Source organism: Streptomyces sp. SCPE 10 (assembly GCF_051980735.1).
GTDB lineage: Bacteria > Actinomycetota > Actinomycetes > Streptomycetales > Streptomycetaceae > Streptomyces > Streptomyces misionensis.
This window is the reverse complement of the sequence record NZ_CP197069.1, coordinates 2753495-2769783: the sequence shown is the minus strand read 5'-3', so window position 1 is coordinate 2769783 and position 16289 is coordinate 2753495. Positions and strand designations below refer to the sequence as shown.

Genomic DNA, 16289 nt, shown 5'->3' with positions numbered 1-16289 from the left:
TATAGAGGCATAAGCTCCCCCCCCAACGGGCCTCTTGGATTTGCGCCTTGCCATGGGCGTCTTTTCCAAGGGCCCGACGAATTCCTACTTGAGGAAGGGCACGGCCGCCGCACGTGAGGGACACCAAAGAGAGCCGGCTGCTCCTGGTCCTGCTGATCGCCATCGCGTTCGCGTTGATCACCGTGGATATCCGAGGGGGCCGGAACTCCCCGGTCGACGGCGCCCGGCAGGCCGCGGCCGCCGTCTTCGGCCCGGTGGAGGACGGACTTTCCTCGGCGGTCGACCCGGTCGGCAACGCCATTTCCGCGGTCCGCGACTCGGGCAACCGGCACAGCAGACTCGCCGAGCTGGAGAAGGAGAACGCGGCGCTCAAGGCGAAGCTCGGCAGCGACGACCGGACCCGCAGCCGGCTCGGCCAGCTCGACCGGATGCTGAAGCTCGCCGGCGAGGGCCAGTACGGCATCAAGGGCGCCCAGGTCATCGCCATAGGGTCGGCGCAGGGCTTCTCCTGGACCATCACCATCGACGTCGGCGCGAACGACGGCATCAAGCGGGACATGACCGTCCTCAACGGCGACGGCCTGGTCGGCCGGGTCACCACGGTCGGCCCCGACACCTCCACCGTGCTGCTCGCCAACGACCCGGACTTCACCGTCGGCACCCGTTTGGAGGGCAGCGACGAACTCGGCTTCGCCTCCGGGCAGGGCGACCGTCCGCTGCGCGTGGAACTCCTCAACGGCAAGGCGGAGGTGAAGAAGGGCGACCGGCTGGTCACCTTCGGCTCGGAGTCCGACAAGCCGTTCGTGCCGGGCGTCCCGGTCGGCGTGGTCTCCCGCGTCGACCCCTCCGGCGGCGGTCTGACCCGCACCCTGTACGTCACGCCGTACGTCGGCTTCACCAAGCTGGACGTCGTCGGCGTGGTCGTCCAGGGCCCGAAGAAGGACCCGCGCGACGAGGTGCTGCCCGCCAAGCCCAAGCCGGTGCCGACGCCGACGGTGACCGTCACCGTCACCCCGTCGGCGGACGCGAACGGGAACGGGAACGGGAACGGGAACGGGAACGGCGGCAACTCCGGTTCCGAGGACAGGTCGCGGAACGACTCGTCGCAGAACTCTTCACAGAACGACTCATCGCAGAACGACCAGCAGCCGTAGGAGCTGAATCCCCATGCGTGTCAACCGGATCCTGCTCTCCGTACCGCTGGTCGTGGTCGCGCTGGTGATCCAGGTGAGCGTCCTCGCCCGCCTCCATCTGCCGGGCGCCGTCCCCGACCTGCTGCTCCTCACCGTCCTGGGCCTCGCCATGGTGTACGGCCATGTCGGCGGCGCCCTCGTCGGGTTCGCCGCCGGCCTGCTGGCCGACGTCGCCCCGCCCGCCGACCACGCGGCCGGCCGCTACGCCCTGGTGCTCTGTGTGACCGGCTACTTCGCCGGGCTGATCAAGCCGGAGAGCGGCAAACTGAGGTCGGCGACCGGCCCGATGGCCGTGGTGGTCGCCGCCGCGATCGGCTCCACCCTGCTGTACGCCGGAGTGGGCGCCCTGGTCGGCGACACCGCCGCCCGCCATGTGGGCCTGCCCGGACTGCTGGTCTCGGCCGCCCTGTACGACCTGCTGCTCGCCCCGTTCGTGGTCCCCGGGGTGATGTGGCTGGCCCGCCGCTGCGACAACGACCCGCTGGCCGAGACCGGCGCCACCGGCAAGGCGGCCGACATCTCCTCGGGCTGGCTGTCCTCCGGCACCGGCCTGCACATCGGCAGCCAGCGCGGCGCCCTCGGCGTCCTGAAGGCCAAGGCCCGCACCCGCTCCGCGAAGGTCGGCCGCATCAAGGGGGTCAAGCGCCTGTGAGGCAGCCTCAGGCCCCCGGCGGACCGGGGCGATTCACTCGAACGGGTCGGCTTTCCCGGAACGCGGGTTCACAGACTGATCGTTCATCATTCGTACGAGCGCGGGCCGTTCGCACACACGCGCCGCGCATCCAGACGTCCGCGCACTGAGAGGGGGAGACAGCCGCAGTGACCAACATCCCCGAGACCGGTCGGACCCCACGGGTCCAGATCCGGCTCGTCGTGATCCAGATCCTCGTCCTCTCCCTCCTCGGCACGCTCGGCGGCCGGCTGTGGTACCTCCAGATCCGGGAGGGCGCCCAGTACCAGAAGGAGGCCTCCGGCAACCACGTCCAGCAGGTCGTCCAGCCCGCCGTGCGCGGCGAGATCCTGGACGCCCGCGGCGTCCCCCTCGCGGACAACGAGACCCGTCTGGTGGTCTCCGCCTCCCGCACCGACCTGCTCAAGCAGAAGGACGACGGCAAGGCGGTCCTGACCAAGCTGGCCGGAGTCCTCGGCATGAACCCCGAGGACGTCATGCAGAAGGTCCGCCTCTGCGACGCCAAGACCCCCCAGCCGTGCTGGAACGGCTCGCCCTACCAGCCGATCCCGATCACCGACAAGGCCACGCCCCGGCAGGCCCTCCAGATCCGCGAGCGCTCCGAGGACTTCCCCGGCATCTCCGCCGAGCCCGAGGCCGTGCGCCGCTACCCGGGCCCCGGCAAGTCCAACACCGCCCAGGTCCTCGGCTACCTCTCGCCGGTCACCGACGACGAGATCCAGAAGGCCAAGAACACCAGCTCGCCCTATCTGCGCTCGGACATGGTCGGCCGCTCCGGCCTGGAGCGGCAGTACGACAAGGAACTGCGCGGCAAGGCCGGCGTGACCCGCTACGAGGTGGACAACCTCGGCCGGGTCATCGGCAAGGCCGAGTCGGACGCGGCCCAGCCCGGTTCCAACCTGGTGACCAGCATCGACTCCCGCGTCCAGCGCGTCGCGGAGTACGAACTGGACAAGGCGATGAAGGCCGCCCGCCAGCAGTACGACTCCATCACCGGCGAGAACTACAAGGCCGACTCCGGTGCCGTCGTGGTGATGGAGGCCAAGACCGGCCGCATCGTCGCCATGGCCTCGGCCCCCACCTACGACCCGAACGTCTGGGTGGGCGGCATCTCCGCCAAGGACTACAAGGCCCTCACCGGCAAGAACTCCGACTACCCGCTGCTCAACCGCGCCATACAGGGTCAGGCGGCGCCCGGCTCGACCTTCAAGGTGGTCTCCACGGCCGCCGCCGTCCAGGCGGGCTACGCGTGGAACGGCGGCTACCCGTGCACCAGCGACTACCGGGTGGGCAACCAGGTCTTCAAGAACTTCGAGGGCGAGAACTTCGGCGACATCTCGCTGGGCCGCGCCCTGGAGGTCTCCTGCGACACCGTCTTCTACGGGCTCGCCGACCGGGAGTGGAAGAAGGACGGCGGCATCAACCCCAAGAAGGGGCAGCCGAAGGACTACTTCTTCAAGACCGCCCACCAGTTCGGCCTCGGCAAGCCGACCGGCGTCGACCTGCCCAACGAGCTGGGCGGCCGCGTCCCCGACCGCCAGTGGAAGCAGGACTACTGGGAGGCCAACAAGGACTCCTGGTGCAAGACCGGCAAGAAGGACGGCAGTTACGTCGAGAAGATCGCCTACGAGAACTGCCTCGAAGGCAACAAGATGCGCGAGGGTGACGAGATCAACTACTCCATCGGCCAGGGCGACACCCTCGTCACGCCGATCCAGGAGGCCATGATCTACGGCGCCGTCGCCAACGGCGGCACCGAGTACGTCCCGACCATCGGCAAGGCGATCATCAGCCCCGACGGCAAGACCGTGCAGGAGATCAAGCCCAAGGTGCAGCGCAAGCTGCCGGTCACCCAGGCCACCCTCAAGGGCATGGACGACGCCTTCGCGGGCGTCATCACCCGCGGTACGGCGGCCTGGAAGTTCAGCGGCTGGCCCCAGGACAAGATCCCGCTGCACGGCAAGACCGGTACCGCGGAGGTCTACGGCAAGCAGACCACCTCCTGGATGGCCACCTACTCCAAGGACTACACGGTGATCATGACGATCGCCCAGGCCGGTACCGGTTCCGGCGCCTCCGGTGAGGCCGTGCGCAACATCTACAGCGCGCTCTACGGCGTCCAGGGCGACGGCTCCATCGACAACAAGAGGGCGCTGCTGCCCCAGCCGCAGGCGAGCCTGCCCAAGGTCCGCACGGACGGCACCATCGTCGCGCCGCCGGTCCCAAAGGACCCGGCGAAGGACACCGAGGCCGCCCAGAAGAACAACCCGAGCAACGGCGGTGACCAGCAGCCCACCACCGCCCCGACCGACAACGCCAACCGCAACACCCGAAGGCGGCCACGCCGGAAGCGGGGGAGCCGGAGGATGCCCTCATGACCGGCGTGAACAGCTTCTCCGTCTCCGGATACGGACCCGAACGCGCCGGCTGGACGCGGATCTTCGCCCGCGACTCCGTCACCCGCCGCCTCGACTGGCCCATGATGCTGGCCGCCCTCGCGCTGTCCCTGCTGGGCTCGCTGCTGGTGTTCTCGGCGACCCGCAACCGCACCGAGATCAACCAGGGAGACCCGTACTTCTTCCTGGAACGCCACCTGATGAACCTGGGCATCGGGGTCGCCCTGATGATCGCCACCCTCTGGCTGGGCCACCGCGCCCTGCGCAACGCGGTACCGATCCTCTACGGCGCCTCCGTCATGCTCGCCCTGGTGGTGCTCACCCCGCTCGGCGCCACCATCAACGGCCAGCGCAACTGGATCGTGATCGGCGGCTTCTCCGTCCAGCCCGCCGAATTCCTCAAGATCGCGATCATCCTCGGCATGGCGATGCTGCTGTCCGCGCGGGTCGACGCGGGCGACAAGCCGTACCCCGACCACCGCACGGTGGCGCAGGCCCTCGGGCTCGCGGCCGTGCCGTGCATGATCCTGCTGCTGATGCCGGACCTCGGCTCGGTGCTGGCGATGGTGGCCATCATCCTGGGCGTGCTGCTCGCCTCGGGCGCCTCCAACCGCTGGATCTTCGGCCTGCTCGCCACCGGTGTGATCGGCTGCATCGCCATCTGGCAGCTGCACATCCTGGACCAATACCAGATCAACCGCTTCGCGGCCTTCGCCAACCCCGACCTCGACCCGGCCGGCGTCGGCTACAACACCAACCAGGCCCGCATCGCCATCGGCTCCGGCGGGCTGACCGGCGCCGGCCTCTTCCACGGCTCGCAGACCACCGGCCAGTTCGTGCCCGAGCAGCAGACCGACTTCGTGTTCACGGTCGCGGGCGAGGAACTGGGCTTCGTCGGCGCCGGGTTCATCATCTTCCTGATCGGCGTCATCCTGTGGCGGGCCTGCCGGATCGCCCGGGACTCGACGGAGCTGTACGGGACGATCGTCGCCGCGGGCATCGTGGCCTGGTTCGCCTTCCAGGCGTTCGAGAACATCGGCATGACCCTCGGCATCATGCCGGTCACCGGTCTGCCGCTGCCGTTCGTCTCCTACGGAGGCTCCTCGATGTTCGCGGTCTGGGTGGCGGTCGGGCTACTCCAGTCGATCAAGGTGCAGCGGCCCATGTCGGCGTGAGAAAGCTGCCACCGGGGGCGGGCGCCCACTAGATTCGGTTCATGGCGGAGACGAAACGCGAGATCGAGCGCAAGTACGAAGCCGATGACAGCGGGCTGCCCGACCTGACCGGCGTCGGCCCGGTGGCGGCCGTCCTCGACCGGGGCCTGACGGAGCTGGACGCCACCTACTACGACACCCCCGACCAGCGCCTCGCCGCCGCCTCGATCACCCTGCGCCGCCGTACCGGAGGCGCGGACGCCGGCTGGCACCTCAAACTCCCGGTCGCCCCGGACATCCGCGACGAGATCCGGGCCCCGCTGGCCGACACCCTCCCCGCCGAACTCGCCGCCCTGGTCCGCTCCCGCGTCCGCGGCGCCGAACTCGTCCCCCTGGTCCGGCTGCGCACCGCCCGCACCATCCGCCACCTGGTGGACGCGGACGGCGCCCTGCTGGCCGAGGCGAGCATCGACGCCGTGACCGCCGAGCGGCTCACCGGCGCGGGCGGCACCGCCGAGTGGACCGAGATCGAGCTGGAACTGGCCGACGGCGGAGACCCGGCACTCCTCGACCGGGTGGAGAAACGGCTGGTCAAGGCGGGAGTGCGGCCCTCCGCCGCGCCGTCCAAGCTCGCCCGCGCACTGGCCCGGACCGGAGCCCGTCGAGGGCCCGCCGCGCCCGCCGAGCCGGTCACCGCGGGCGACCACGTCCTCGCCTACCTCCGCGCCCAGCGGGACGCGCTGGTCGCGCTCGACCCCGCCGTCCGCCTGGACACCCCCGACGCCGTGCACCGGATGCGCGTCGCCACCCGCCGCGCCCGCGGCACCCTGCGCACCTTCCGCAGCGTCCTCGACCGCGCCGCCACCGACCCGGTCGCCGCCGAACTGAAATGGCTCGCCGGCGAGCTGGGCGTCGACCGCGACCAGGAGGTGCTGGCCGACCGCCTCACCACCGCCCTGGACGCCCTCCCGCCCGCCCTGGCCCTCGGCCCGGTCCACGACCGCCTCACGGCCTGGGCACGGGCCCGGCGGGCCGGCGCCCACGGCCATCTCACCGGCGTCCTCGACTCCCCCCGCCACCTCGCCCTGCTGAACTCCCTCGACGCCCTCCTCGCCGACCCGCCGCTGCGCGCGGCCGCCACGCGCAAACCCCGGAAGGTGCTCGGCAAGGCGGTGCGCAAGGACCTGGCGCGGCTCACCACACGCGTCGAGCGGGCCCTGCGCCTGCCCCCGGGCGAGGAACGCGACCTCGCCCTGCACGAGGCCCGCAAGAAGGCCAAACGCGCCCGCTACGCCGCCGAGGCCGCCACCCCCGCCCTCGGCACCCCGGCCGCCGAGCTGACCGCCGCCATGAAGACCCTCACCACCCTGCTCGGCGACCACCAGGACAGCGTGATGGCCCGCAAGGCCCTGCGCGAGCTGGCCGCGGTGGCCCACGCGGCGGGAGAGAGCGCGTTCCCGTACGGGGTGCTGTACGGCCGGGAGGAGGCCCGGGCGGCGGCCGCGGAGGCCGAGCTGCCCGACCGCTGGCGGGCGGCCGGCGCCCGCTTCCCCCGCTGACCGTTCGGAGGAGCCCTTCGGCCGGGTTACGCTGGATGGTCACCCCTGTCAGCTCATGAAGGTTCGCGAGATGCCTGTCGAGTCGGTTTTCCCGCAGCTCGAAGCTCTGCTCCCGCACGTGCAGAAGCCCATCCAGTACGTGGGTGGAGAACTCAACTCCACCGTCAAGGACTGGGACGAGTGCGACGTCCGCTGGGCGCTCATGTACCCGGACGCGTACGAGGTCGGCCTGCCCAACCAGGGGGTCATGATCCTCTACGAGGTTCTCAACGAGCAGGAGGGCGTGCTCGCCGAGCGCACCTACAGCGTCTGGCCGGACCTGGAGGCGCTGATGCGCGAGCATCGCGTCCCGCAGTTCACGGTCGACAGCCACCGGCCGGTGAAGGCCTTCGACGTGTTCGGGCTGAGCTTCTCCACGGAGCTGGGCTACACCAACATGCTCGCCGCGCTGGACCTGGCCGGCATTCCGCTGGAGTCCAAGGACCGCACCGACGAGGACCCGATCGTCCTGGCCGGCGGCCACGCCGCGTTCAACCCGGAGCCGATCGCCGACTTCATCGACGCGGCGGTCATCGGCGACGGCGAGCAGGCCGTCCTCGACATGACCCGGATCATCCGCGAGTGGAAGGCCGAGGGCCGCCCCGGCGGCCGCGAGGAGGTCCTCTTCCGGCTGGCGAAGACCGGCGGGGTCTACGTCCCGGCGTTCTACGACGTCGAGTACCTGCCCGACGGCCGTATCGCCCGCGTCGTCCCGAACAAGTCGGGCGTGCCGTGGCGGGTGTCCAAGCACACCGTCATGGACCTGGACGAGTGGCCGTACCCGAAGCAGCCGCTGGTCCCGCTGGCCGAGACGGTCCACGAGCGGATGTCGGTGGAGATCTTCCGCGGCTGCACCCGCGGCTGCCGCTTCTGCCAGGCGGGCATGATCACCCGCCCGGTGCGCGAACGCTCCATCACCGGCATCGGCGACATGGTCGACAAGGGTCTGAAGGCCACCGGCTTCGAGGAGGTCGGCCTGCTCTCGCTGTCCTCCGCGGACCACTCGGAGATCGGCGACATCGCCAAGGGCCTGGCGGACCGCTACACGGACGACAAGATCGGCCTGTCGCTGCCGTCCACCCGCGTGGACGCCTTCAACGTCGACCTGGCCAACGAGCTGACCCGCAACGGCCGCCGCTCCGGCCTGACCTTCGCCCCCGAGGGCGGCTCCGAGCGCATGCGCAAGGTCATCAACAAGATGGTCTCGGAGGACGACCTCATCCGCACCGTGGCGACGGCCTACGGCAACGGCTGGCGCCAGGTGAAGCTGTACTTCATGTGCGGCCTGCCCACGGAGACCGACGAGGACGTCCTGCAGATCGCCGACATGGCGACGCACGTCATCCAGAAGGGCCGCGAGGTCTCGGGCTCCAACGACATCCGCTGCACGGTCTCCATCGGCGGCTTCGTGCCCAAGCCGCACACGCCCTTCCAGTGGGCCCCGCAGCTGTCGGCGGAGGAGACGGACGCACGCCTGGAGAAGCTGCGCGACAAGATCCGCGGCGACAAGAAGTACGGCCGCTCCATCGGCTTCCGCTACCACGACGGCAAGCCGGGCATCGTCGAGGGCCTGCTGTCCCGCGGCGACCGCCGGGTGGGCGACGTCATCCGCGCCGTCTACGAGGACGGCGGCCGCTTCGACGGCTGGCGCGAGCACTTCTCCTACGACCGCTGGATGGCCTGCGCCGACAAGGCCCTCGCCGACCACGGCGTGGACGTCGACTGGTACACCACCCGCGAGCGCACCTACGAGGAGGTCCTGCCCTGGGACCACCTCGACTCCGGCCTGGACAAGGACTGGCTCTGGGAGGACTGGCAGGACGCCCTCGACGAGACCGAGGTCGAGGACTGCCGCTGGACTCCCTGCTTCGATTGTGGCGTCTGCCCGCAGATGGACACCCACATCCAGATCGGCCCGACGGGCAAGAAGTTGCTGCCCTTGACGGTCAAGAACGCGGGCCCGGCGCCGGCTTCGAGCGGGCACGCGCACTGACGACCGGTGTGGGCGGGGCCCGTCGGCCCCGCCCTTCGCGGGTCGGTCCAGGTGGGGCGGGCCGGGATGTGGCGGCCTCAGTCGTCCGTCGGAGGGCCGGGGCGGCGCAGGGTGCGGCGGGCGTCGCGCCAGCGGGAGCGGGCGTGGTCGACCATGGCGTTCCACTGGCGGCGCACCTCGTCGTCGGGGGTGCGTTCGCCGTGGCCGATGCGGGTGAGTTCGTCGCGGATCTCGCGGCCCGCCGCGGCGGAGCCGACGATGCACAGCATCACCGCGAACAGCGCGGAGATCATCGCGAAGACGGCGCCGACGACGCCGTAGCGCTGGGCGGAGGTGTTGAACAGGAGGGGGAGGTAGAGGGACGCGCCCACCGAGTAGGCCGCGATGGCCACGGCGCCGGTGACGCCGAACGGGACCAGGTCGCGCCAGGCGACGCGGTGCGCGGACAGCAGGACGCCGCTCCAGACCAGGAAGACGGCGGTCACCGGCAGTTCGGCGGTCGCGCCGATCAGGTGCGCGCGGCTTTCCCCCGGCAGGGCCTGGACCAGGGCGCTGACGACCATGTAGCAGGCGCCTAGCAGGAGCCAGGCCAGGCCGCCCCGGGTGTTGCGGACGCTGAGGGAGCGCAGTTCCCAGGTCTGCTCGAAGAGGCGTTGCAGGGCGCGGGTGAAGCTCAGCGCGGAGACCGCGAGGAAGAGCACGCCGACGACGCTCACGTCCGGTTGTCCCTGCCCGGGCGCGAAGAGGGAGTTCACCGCCGCGGCGCCCTCGCCGGTCAGGCCGTAGCGCGTGATCAGCTGCTGGGCGACGTCGTGCGAGCCGATGCTCGTCAGCAGGGTCGCGCCCAGGATCGCCAGCGGGACCAGCGCGGTCAGGGCGCTGGAGGCGAGCGCCATGGAGCGGTCGAAGCCCGCGATCCGCTGGAACCGGGCCAGCACCCGCAGTACGAACGCAGGACGCAGCCAGAAGGTGAGGGTCCTGCGCAGACGACGGCCGCCGTGCTCCGCGATCGTGCCCTCCGGGGATCGGTCGGAAGGGGGCGAATTGCTTGAAAGGGGCTGGTTGTGAAGGGTATCCGGCCGTCCCGTGCCGCCCCTGGTCGACACGGCGGGAACCTCCGGGCGCGACGGCACGTACTCTTGGTAGGAGTACGACCGCTCTCACGAAGGACTAGGACACTGGGCAAGCGACAGCCCGAAGGCCCGCCGCCCGCACCCGCGGTGCAGCGCATCCGACTGCGCTACACCAAGCGCGGCCGCCTGAGGTTCACCAGCCACCGAGACTTCCAGCGCGCCTTCGAGCGTGCGCTGCGCCGTGCCGAGGTGCCCATGGCCTACTCGGCCGGGTTCACGCCGCACCCGAAGGTGTCGTATGCCAATGCCGCACCCACCGGCACGGGCAGTGAGGCGGAGTACCTGGAAATCGCGCTCACCGCGCCGCGCGACCCCGAGAAACTGCGCGTCCTCCTCGACGAGTCGCTGCCCGCCGGGCTCGACGTCGTCGACGCGGTGGAGGCGCACACCTCGGGCCTCGCCGACCGGCTGACGGCCTCCGTCTGGGAGCTCACGCTGGCCGGAGTCGATCCGGCCGACGCCGAGCGCGCGGTCGAGGCCTTCAACGGGGCCGAGACCGTCGAGGTGCAGCGCATGACCAAGAACGGTGTGCGCACCTTCGACGCCCGCCCGGCCGTGGTGAGCCTCCAGGCGCACGGCGCACCGGCTGATGGGCCGATCGACCAGCCCTGTGCGATACTGCGGCTGGTTGTTCGGCACGTGACGCCTGCCGTACGACCCGACGACGTCCTGTCCGGTCTCCGCGCCGTGGCCGACCTGGCGCCGCCGGTCCCCGCAGCGGTGACCAGGCTGGCGCAGGGGCTGTTCGATGAAGAGACCGGCACGGTGACCGACCCGCTCGCGCCCGACCGCGAGGCAGCCACGGCCCTGACGGCCGCACCCGCTGCCGCCGCGACGGCGGCGATGCCGGAAGGTCCCGCGTAGGACGGACGTCGTAGCGCCGCCCTCGTACTCGGGAGCCACCTGGGTCGGGCAGCGCACCGACCAGAAGACTTTCGCCAGGCCGTACCGACAAGGCGTACGGAACCGGCGAGACAGGACACAGAGTGCTCCCGTGCGGCGCCCGCGCCCCGGACGGCGGCCATCGCGCATCGCGCGGGCCGCGGACGTCAACGGCGGACGGCCACTGAGGCCGATGCCGGACCGGGTGCGGCGCCCGGGAGCCTGACGGGAGAAACGCCCGCATGCTCGAACCGACCGAACCCAACGAGGGTTCCGAACTGAACACTCCGAGCGACACCCTGCCGCCGCGCAGGCGTCGCCGTGCCGCCTCCCGCCCGGCGGGTCCGCCCGTCGCGGCGGAGGCGCCCGCCGAGGTCACCGTCCCGGCCATACCGGCCGCCGAGACGGACGAACCGGCCGAGGCCGAGGAGACCGCAGCCGAGGCAGCCGCCCCGGCCGAGGAGGCACCGGCCGCGCGTCCGCGTCGCCGCGCCACCCGCCGGGCGTCCGCGCCCGCCGGGGCTCCCGCTTCCGCCGAGGAGGCACCGGCCGCGGAGACCGTCGCACCGGCCGCGTCCGCGGCCGTCGCCGAGGGCGGCGAGGTCGTCGTCGGTGAGGAGGCCGCACCGCGCCGCACCCGCCGCCGGGCCACGCGCAGCGTCGCCACGCCCACCGCCGCGGCCGGGGAAGCGGACACCGCGACCCCTGCCGAGACCCCCGCCGAGGCCGAGGCGCCCGCCGCGCGTCCGCGTCGCCGGGCCACGCGCCGTACCGCCGCGGCCGCCGAGGCGCCCACCGTGACCGAGGCCGCCGAGACCGCGCCGGCCGTCGCCGAGGAACCCGCCCGGCAGACGGAGGAGGCCGAGGCGCCCGCGCGTCCGCGGCGCCGCGCCACCCGCCGGGCGTCCGCGCCCGCCGGGGCGCCCGCCGAGACCGAGGCCGCCGAGACCGTCGTGCCGGCCGCCGCCGAGGCGGCCCGGGAGACGGCGCAGGAGCCGGAGACGGCCGAGGAGGCACCGGCCGCGCGTCCGCGCCGCCGGGCCACCCGCCGGGCGTCCACGCCCGCCGGAGCGCCCGCCGAGGCCACCGAGGCCACCGAGACGGTGGTCCGGGTCGCGGTCGAGGACACGCCCGTCGAGGCCGCCCAGCAGCAGAGCGGCCAGGAGCCGGCCGTCGAGGAGACGGAGGAGGCGGTCCCCGCCCCCCGTACCCGTCGTCGCGCCGCCCGCCGCGCCTCCGCCCCCGCCGGGGCGCCGAAGGCCGCCGAGGGCGCCGAGGGCGCCGTGACGGAGGCCCCCGCCGCGGCGGAGGCTCCCGTCGTCGCCGAGGCGTCCGTCGAGGACGAGTCCGCCGAGGACGCCGCGCCGCGCCGCACCCGTCGCCGCGCCACCCGCCGGGTCTCCGCGCCCGAGAGCACCCCCGCTGCCGAGGCCGCGCAGACCCCGGAGGTTCCCGTCACCACGCACACCACCGAGCCCGCCCCGGCCGCCGAGGCTGTACCGGCCGCCGCCGAGGCGACGCAGGGTGCCGAGAGTGCCGCGCCGCGCCGTGCCCGGCGCCGGGCCGTGCGCCCCGCGTCCGGCTTCGCCGCGCCCGCCCGGGAGGGCGCCGAGAACGAGGCGGACGGCCCGCGCCGGCCCGCCCGTCCCGCCGTCGCCGTCTTCCAGCCGCCGGTGTTCGCCGAGCCGCGCTTCCAGACCCCCGAGCGCGCCGCGGCCGAGGCCGCCGCGGAGGCCGCCGGGGCGGAGGAGCCCGAGGAGGCGCAGGCCGAGCAGGTCGAGGAGCGCCCCGAGGAGCGCGCGGAGGCCGGTTCGCGCCGTCGCCGTCGCCGCCGTGCCGAGCGTCCTGAGGAGACCCCGGTCGCCGAGGCCGCGGAGGCCGCCGAGGACGAGGACGCCGAGGAGGCGGAGGGCGCCGAGGACGAGGACACCGAGGACGCCGAGGGCTTCGAGGAGTCCTCCTCGCGCCGCCGTCGCCGCCGGGGCGGCCGTCGTCGCCGCCGCGGGGACGCCGCCGAGGGCGAGGGTGCCGACGGCGAGGGCGAGGAACTGGCCGCCGAGCAGGCCGCGCAGGACGCCGAGGACACCGCCGAGCAGGAGGAAGAGGACGCCGAGGACGCGCGTGGCGAGGAGTCCGGCGGTTCCAGCGCCGGCAGCCGTCGTCGCCGTCGCCGGCGCCGCCGTGCCGGTGACTCCGGCCTCGACGCCGAGCCGTCCGCCGACGACCCGGAGCGCACGGTCGTCAAGGTCCGCGAGCCGCGCAAGCAGAGCGAGCCGTCCGACGAGGTGCAGTCCATCAAGGGCTCGACCCGGCTGGAGGCGAAGAAGCAGCGCCGCCGGGAGGGCCGTGAGCAGGGCCGCCGCCGCGTCCCCATCATCACCGAGGCCGAGTTCCTGGCCCGCCGCGAGGCCGTCGAGCGGGTGATGGTCGTGCGCCAGCACGGCGAGCGCACCCAGATCGGCGTCCTCGAGGACAACGTGCTCGTGGAGCACTACGTCAACAAGGAGCAGTCCACCTCGTACGTAGGCAACGTCTACCTCGGCAAGGTGCAGAACGTGCTGCCGTCGATGGAGGCCGCCTTCATCGACATCGGCAAGGGCCGCAACGCGGTGCTGTACGCCGGTGAGGTCAACTTCGAGGCGCTGGGCATGGCGGGCGGTCCGCGGCGCATCGAGTCCGCCCTCAAGTCCGGGCAGTCCGTGCTCGTCCAGGTCACCAAGGACCCGATCGGGCACAAGGGCGCGCGGCTGACCAGCCAGGTCTCCCTGCCGGGCCGCTACCTCGTGTACGTGCCCGAGGGCTCCATGACCGGCATCAGCCGCAAGCTGCCCGACACCGAGCGGGCCCGGCTGAAGAGCATCCTCAAGAAGATCGTCCCCGAGGACGCGGGCGTCATCGTGCGCACCGCCGCCGAGGGCGCGAGCGAGGACGAGCTGCGCCGGGACGTCGAGCGGCTCCAGGCGCAGTGGGAGGAGATCCAGAAGAAGGCCAAGAGCGGCAACGCGCCGACGCTGCTGTACGGCGAGCCGGACATGACCGTCCGGGTCGTGCGCGACATCTTCAACGAGGACTTCTCCAAGGTCATCGTCAGCGGTGACGAGGCCTGGTCGACGATCCACGGGTACGTCTCGCACGTCGCGCCGGACCTGGCGGGCCGGCTGTCCAAGTGGACCTCCGAGGTCGACGTCTTCGCCACCTACCGGATCGACGAGCAGCTCGCCAAGGCGCTGGACCGGAAGGTCTGGCTGCCCAGCGGCGGCTCGCTGGTGATCGACCGGACCGAGGCGATGGTCGTCATCGACGTCAACACCGGCAAGTTCACCGGCCAGGGCGGCAACCTGGAGGAGACGGTCACCAGGAACAACCTGGAGGCGGCCGAGGAGATCGTGCGCCAGCTGCGGCTGCGCGACCTCGGCGGCATCATCGTGATCGACTTCATCGACATGGTGCTGGAGTCCAACCGTGACCTGGTGCTGCGCCGCCTGCTGGAGTGCCTGGGTCGCGACCGTACGAAGCACCAGGTGGCCGAGGTGACCTCGCTGGGCCTGGTGCAGATGACCCGCAAGCGGGTCGGCCAGGGCCTGCTGGAGTCCTTCTCCGAGACCTGTGTCCACTGCAACGGGCGCGGTGTCATCGTCCACCTGGAGCAGCCCGGTTCCGCTGGTGGCGGCGGCAAGCGCAAGAAGCGCGGCAAGGGTGGCGAGGCGACCGAGCAGACGCCCGAGCCGCATGTGCACGAGACCGCCGCGGTCGTCGTGGAGAGCGGCGAGGCCGTCGAGCCGGAGATCGAGACGGCCGCCGAGGTGGCCGCCGAGGCCGCCGAGCCGGTCGCCCTGCCGGCGCCCGACTTCGCGCCGGACGAGGAGCTGTACAGCAGCGTCGCCGAGGCGGAGGCGGCGGCCGGCCGTGGCCGTACCCGCCGCCGGGCGAGCCGCCGCGCATCGGCCCCGGCGGGCGCGCCGAAGGCCGAGAAGGCTCCCGCGAAGGCCGCCAGGGCCGCCGAGCCCGAGCGGGCCGTGGCGCCCACCGCCCAGGACGTCACCGCCGAGGAGGCGGCGGCGCGCCCGGTGCGGCCCGAGCCCGCCGAGCAGGCCCTGGCCGAGCCGGTGGCCGCCGAGGACCAGGTGGTGCCGGCGCCGCAGGCCGAGGCCGCCCCGGCCGCCGACGAGGCCGCGCCGAAGGGGCGCACGCGCCGTCGGGCGACCCGGAAGGTGTCCGCGCCGGCCGGTTCCCCCGCGGGTGCCGAGGCCGCCGCTGCCGTGGTGACCGTCGCCGAGACCGCCCCCGCGGCCCCGGAGCCCGCGGCCTTGGCCGAGGAGGCGCCGGCGCCTGCCGAGAGCGCCGCTCCGGCCCGTCCGCGCCGCCGTGCCGTGCGGCAGGCCGCCGCGCCGACCGCGCCCGAGGAGGCGGCCGTCGTGGTCGTCCCGTCGGCCGTACCGGAGACGGCCGGGGCGCCCGCCGACGCCACCGTCGAGGCCCCCGCCGAGGAGGCCCCGGCACCGGCCAAGAAGACCGCCCGCAAGACGGCCAAGAAGGCCACGGCGAAGAAGGCGGCCACCAAGAAGACGGCGGCCACCAAGAAGACCGCCGCCAAGAAGACGACGGCCAAGAAGGCGGCCAAGACCGCCAAGACGGCCGCCGCGAAGAAGACGGCGGCGAAGAAGACCACCAAGGTCTCCGCCACCGACGAGGGCTGACGCCCGGGGTGTGCGGCCGGTCCACGTGACCGGCCGCACACCCGAGGGGCCCGGTTTGATTTTGCCGGTCGTGGCCCCGTACTCTTGACCGTCGGCGTGTCACTGAGCACGCCACATCCCCGTAAACCTCTTCCTCCCGGACGCACGGCCGACCGGGAGAGGTCGCCCGTGCTGTTACCGGGCGGCTGGCCTGCGGGGGTGCCGTTTCTTCGAGCGAAAGAGAGATCCGCGTGTACGCCATCGTGCGCAGCGGTGGTCGCCAGCACAAGGTTGCTGTCGGCGACATCGTTGAGGTTGACAAGATTTCCACTGCCAAGGTGGGCGACACGGTCGAGCTCTCGACCCTGCTCGTCGTCGACGGCGACTCCGTGACCAGCGACCCGTGGGTGCTGGCCGGCATCAAGGTCCAGGCCGAGGTCGTGGACCACCACAAGGGCCAGAAGATCGACATTCTGCGCTACAAGAACAAGACCGGTTACCGTCGTCGGCAGGGCCACCGCCAGCAGTACACGGCGATCAAGGTCACGTCGATCCCCGCGGCTGCGAAGTAAG

General features: G+C 72.5%; 10 protein-coding genes. 9 read left to right on the top strand and 1 reads right to left on the bottom strand.

Translation table 11 applies throughout. The features are described from left to right. Positions 1-113: 113 nt before the first annotated feature. From mreC to ACSP97_RS12950, 6 genes are all read left to right on the top strand, one after another. Positions 114-1154, top strand: a complete 1041-nt coding sequence (gene mreC, locus ACSP97_RS12975) for a rod shape-determining protein MreC (RefSeq protein WP_440557565.1) — start codon at positions 114-116, stop codon at positions 1152-1154. 13 nt (positions 1155-1167) lie between these two features. Beyond that, complete coding sequence (mreD, locus tag ACSP97_RS12970) at positions 1168-1845, top strand: rod shape-determining protein MreD (RefSeq protein ID WP_355144716.1); 678 nt, start codon at positions 1168-1170, stop codon at positions 1843-1845. A gap of 167 nt (positions 1846-2012) precedes the next feature. Beyond that, complete coding sequence (gene mrdA / locus ACSP97_RS12965) at positions 2013-4262, top strand: penicillin-binding protein 2 (protein ID WP_355144714.1); 2250 nt, start codon at positions 2013-2015, stop codon at positions 4260-4262. Beyond that, complete coding sequence (rodA, locus tag ACSP97_RS12960) at positions 4259-5455, top strand: rod shape-determining protein RodA (RefSeq protein WP_355144712.1); 1197 nt, start codon at positions 4259-4261, stop codon at positions 5453-5455. Before mrdA ends, rodA begins: the two co-directional genes overlap by 4 nt. A 41-nt stretch (positions 5456-5496) precedes the next feature. Further along, positions 5497-6993 carry a CYTH and CHAD domain-containing protein gene (locus ACSP97_RS12955; RefSeq protein ID WP_440557562.1) on the top strand — a complete coding sequence of 499 codons (1497 nt, stop codon included), beginning with the start codon at positions 5497-5499 and terminating at the stop codon, positions 6991-6993. A gap of 70 nt (positions 6994-7063) precedes the next feature. Then, positions 7064-9025, top strand: coding sequence for a TIGR03960 family B12-binding radical SAM protein (locus ACSP97_RS12950; RefSeq protein WP_355144708.1), 1962 nt, complete (start codon positions 7064-7066; stop codon positions 9023-9025). Positions 9026-9102: 77 nt separating this feature from the next. Here ACSP97_RS12950 and ACSP97_RS12945 read toward each other — a convergent pair whose 3' ends face one another. Next, the gene (locus ACSP97_RS12945; protein WP_440557560.1) at positions 9103-9963 is read right to left on the bottom strand and encodes a YhjD/YihY/BrkB family envelope integrity protein; all 861 of its coding nucleotides are present in this window, start codon (positions 9961-9963) and stop codon (positions 9103-9105) included. Positions 9964-10245: 282 nt separating this feature from the next. Between ACSP97_RS12945 and ACSP97_RS12940 the strand changes: the two genes are divergently transcribed. The 3 genes from ACSP97_RS12940 (at position 10246) to rplU (ending at position 16288) form a co-directional block, all read left to right on the top strand. Next, positions 10246-11022, top strand: coding sequence for a TIGR03936 family radical SAM-associated protein (locus tag ACSP97_RS12940; protein ID WP_355530095.1), 777 nt, complete (start codon positions 10246-10248; stop codon positions 11020-11022). 260 nt (positions 11023-11282) lie between these two features. Beyond that, a complete protein-coding gene (locus ACSP97_RS12935) occupies positions 11283-15737 on the top strand; it encodes an Rne/Rng family ribonuclease (protein WP_440557558.1) in 4455 nt (1484 codons plus the stop codon). A gap of 230 nt (positions 15738-15967) precedes the next feature. Then, positions 15968-16288, top strand: a complete 321-nt coding sequence (gene rplU, locus ACSP97_RS12930) for a 50S ribosomal protein L21 (protein ID WP_030653874.1) — start codon at positions 15968-15970, stop codon at positions 16286-16288. Position 16289: the final 1 nt, after the last annotated feature.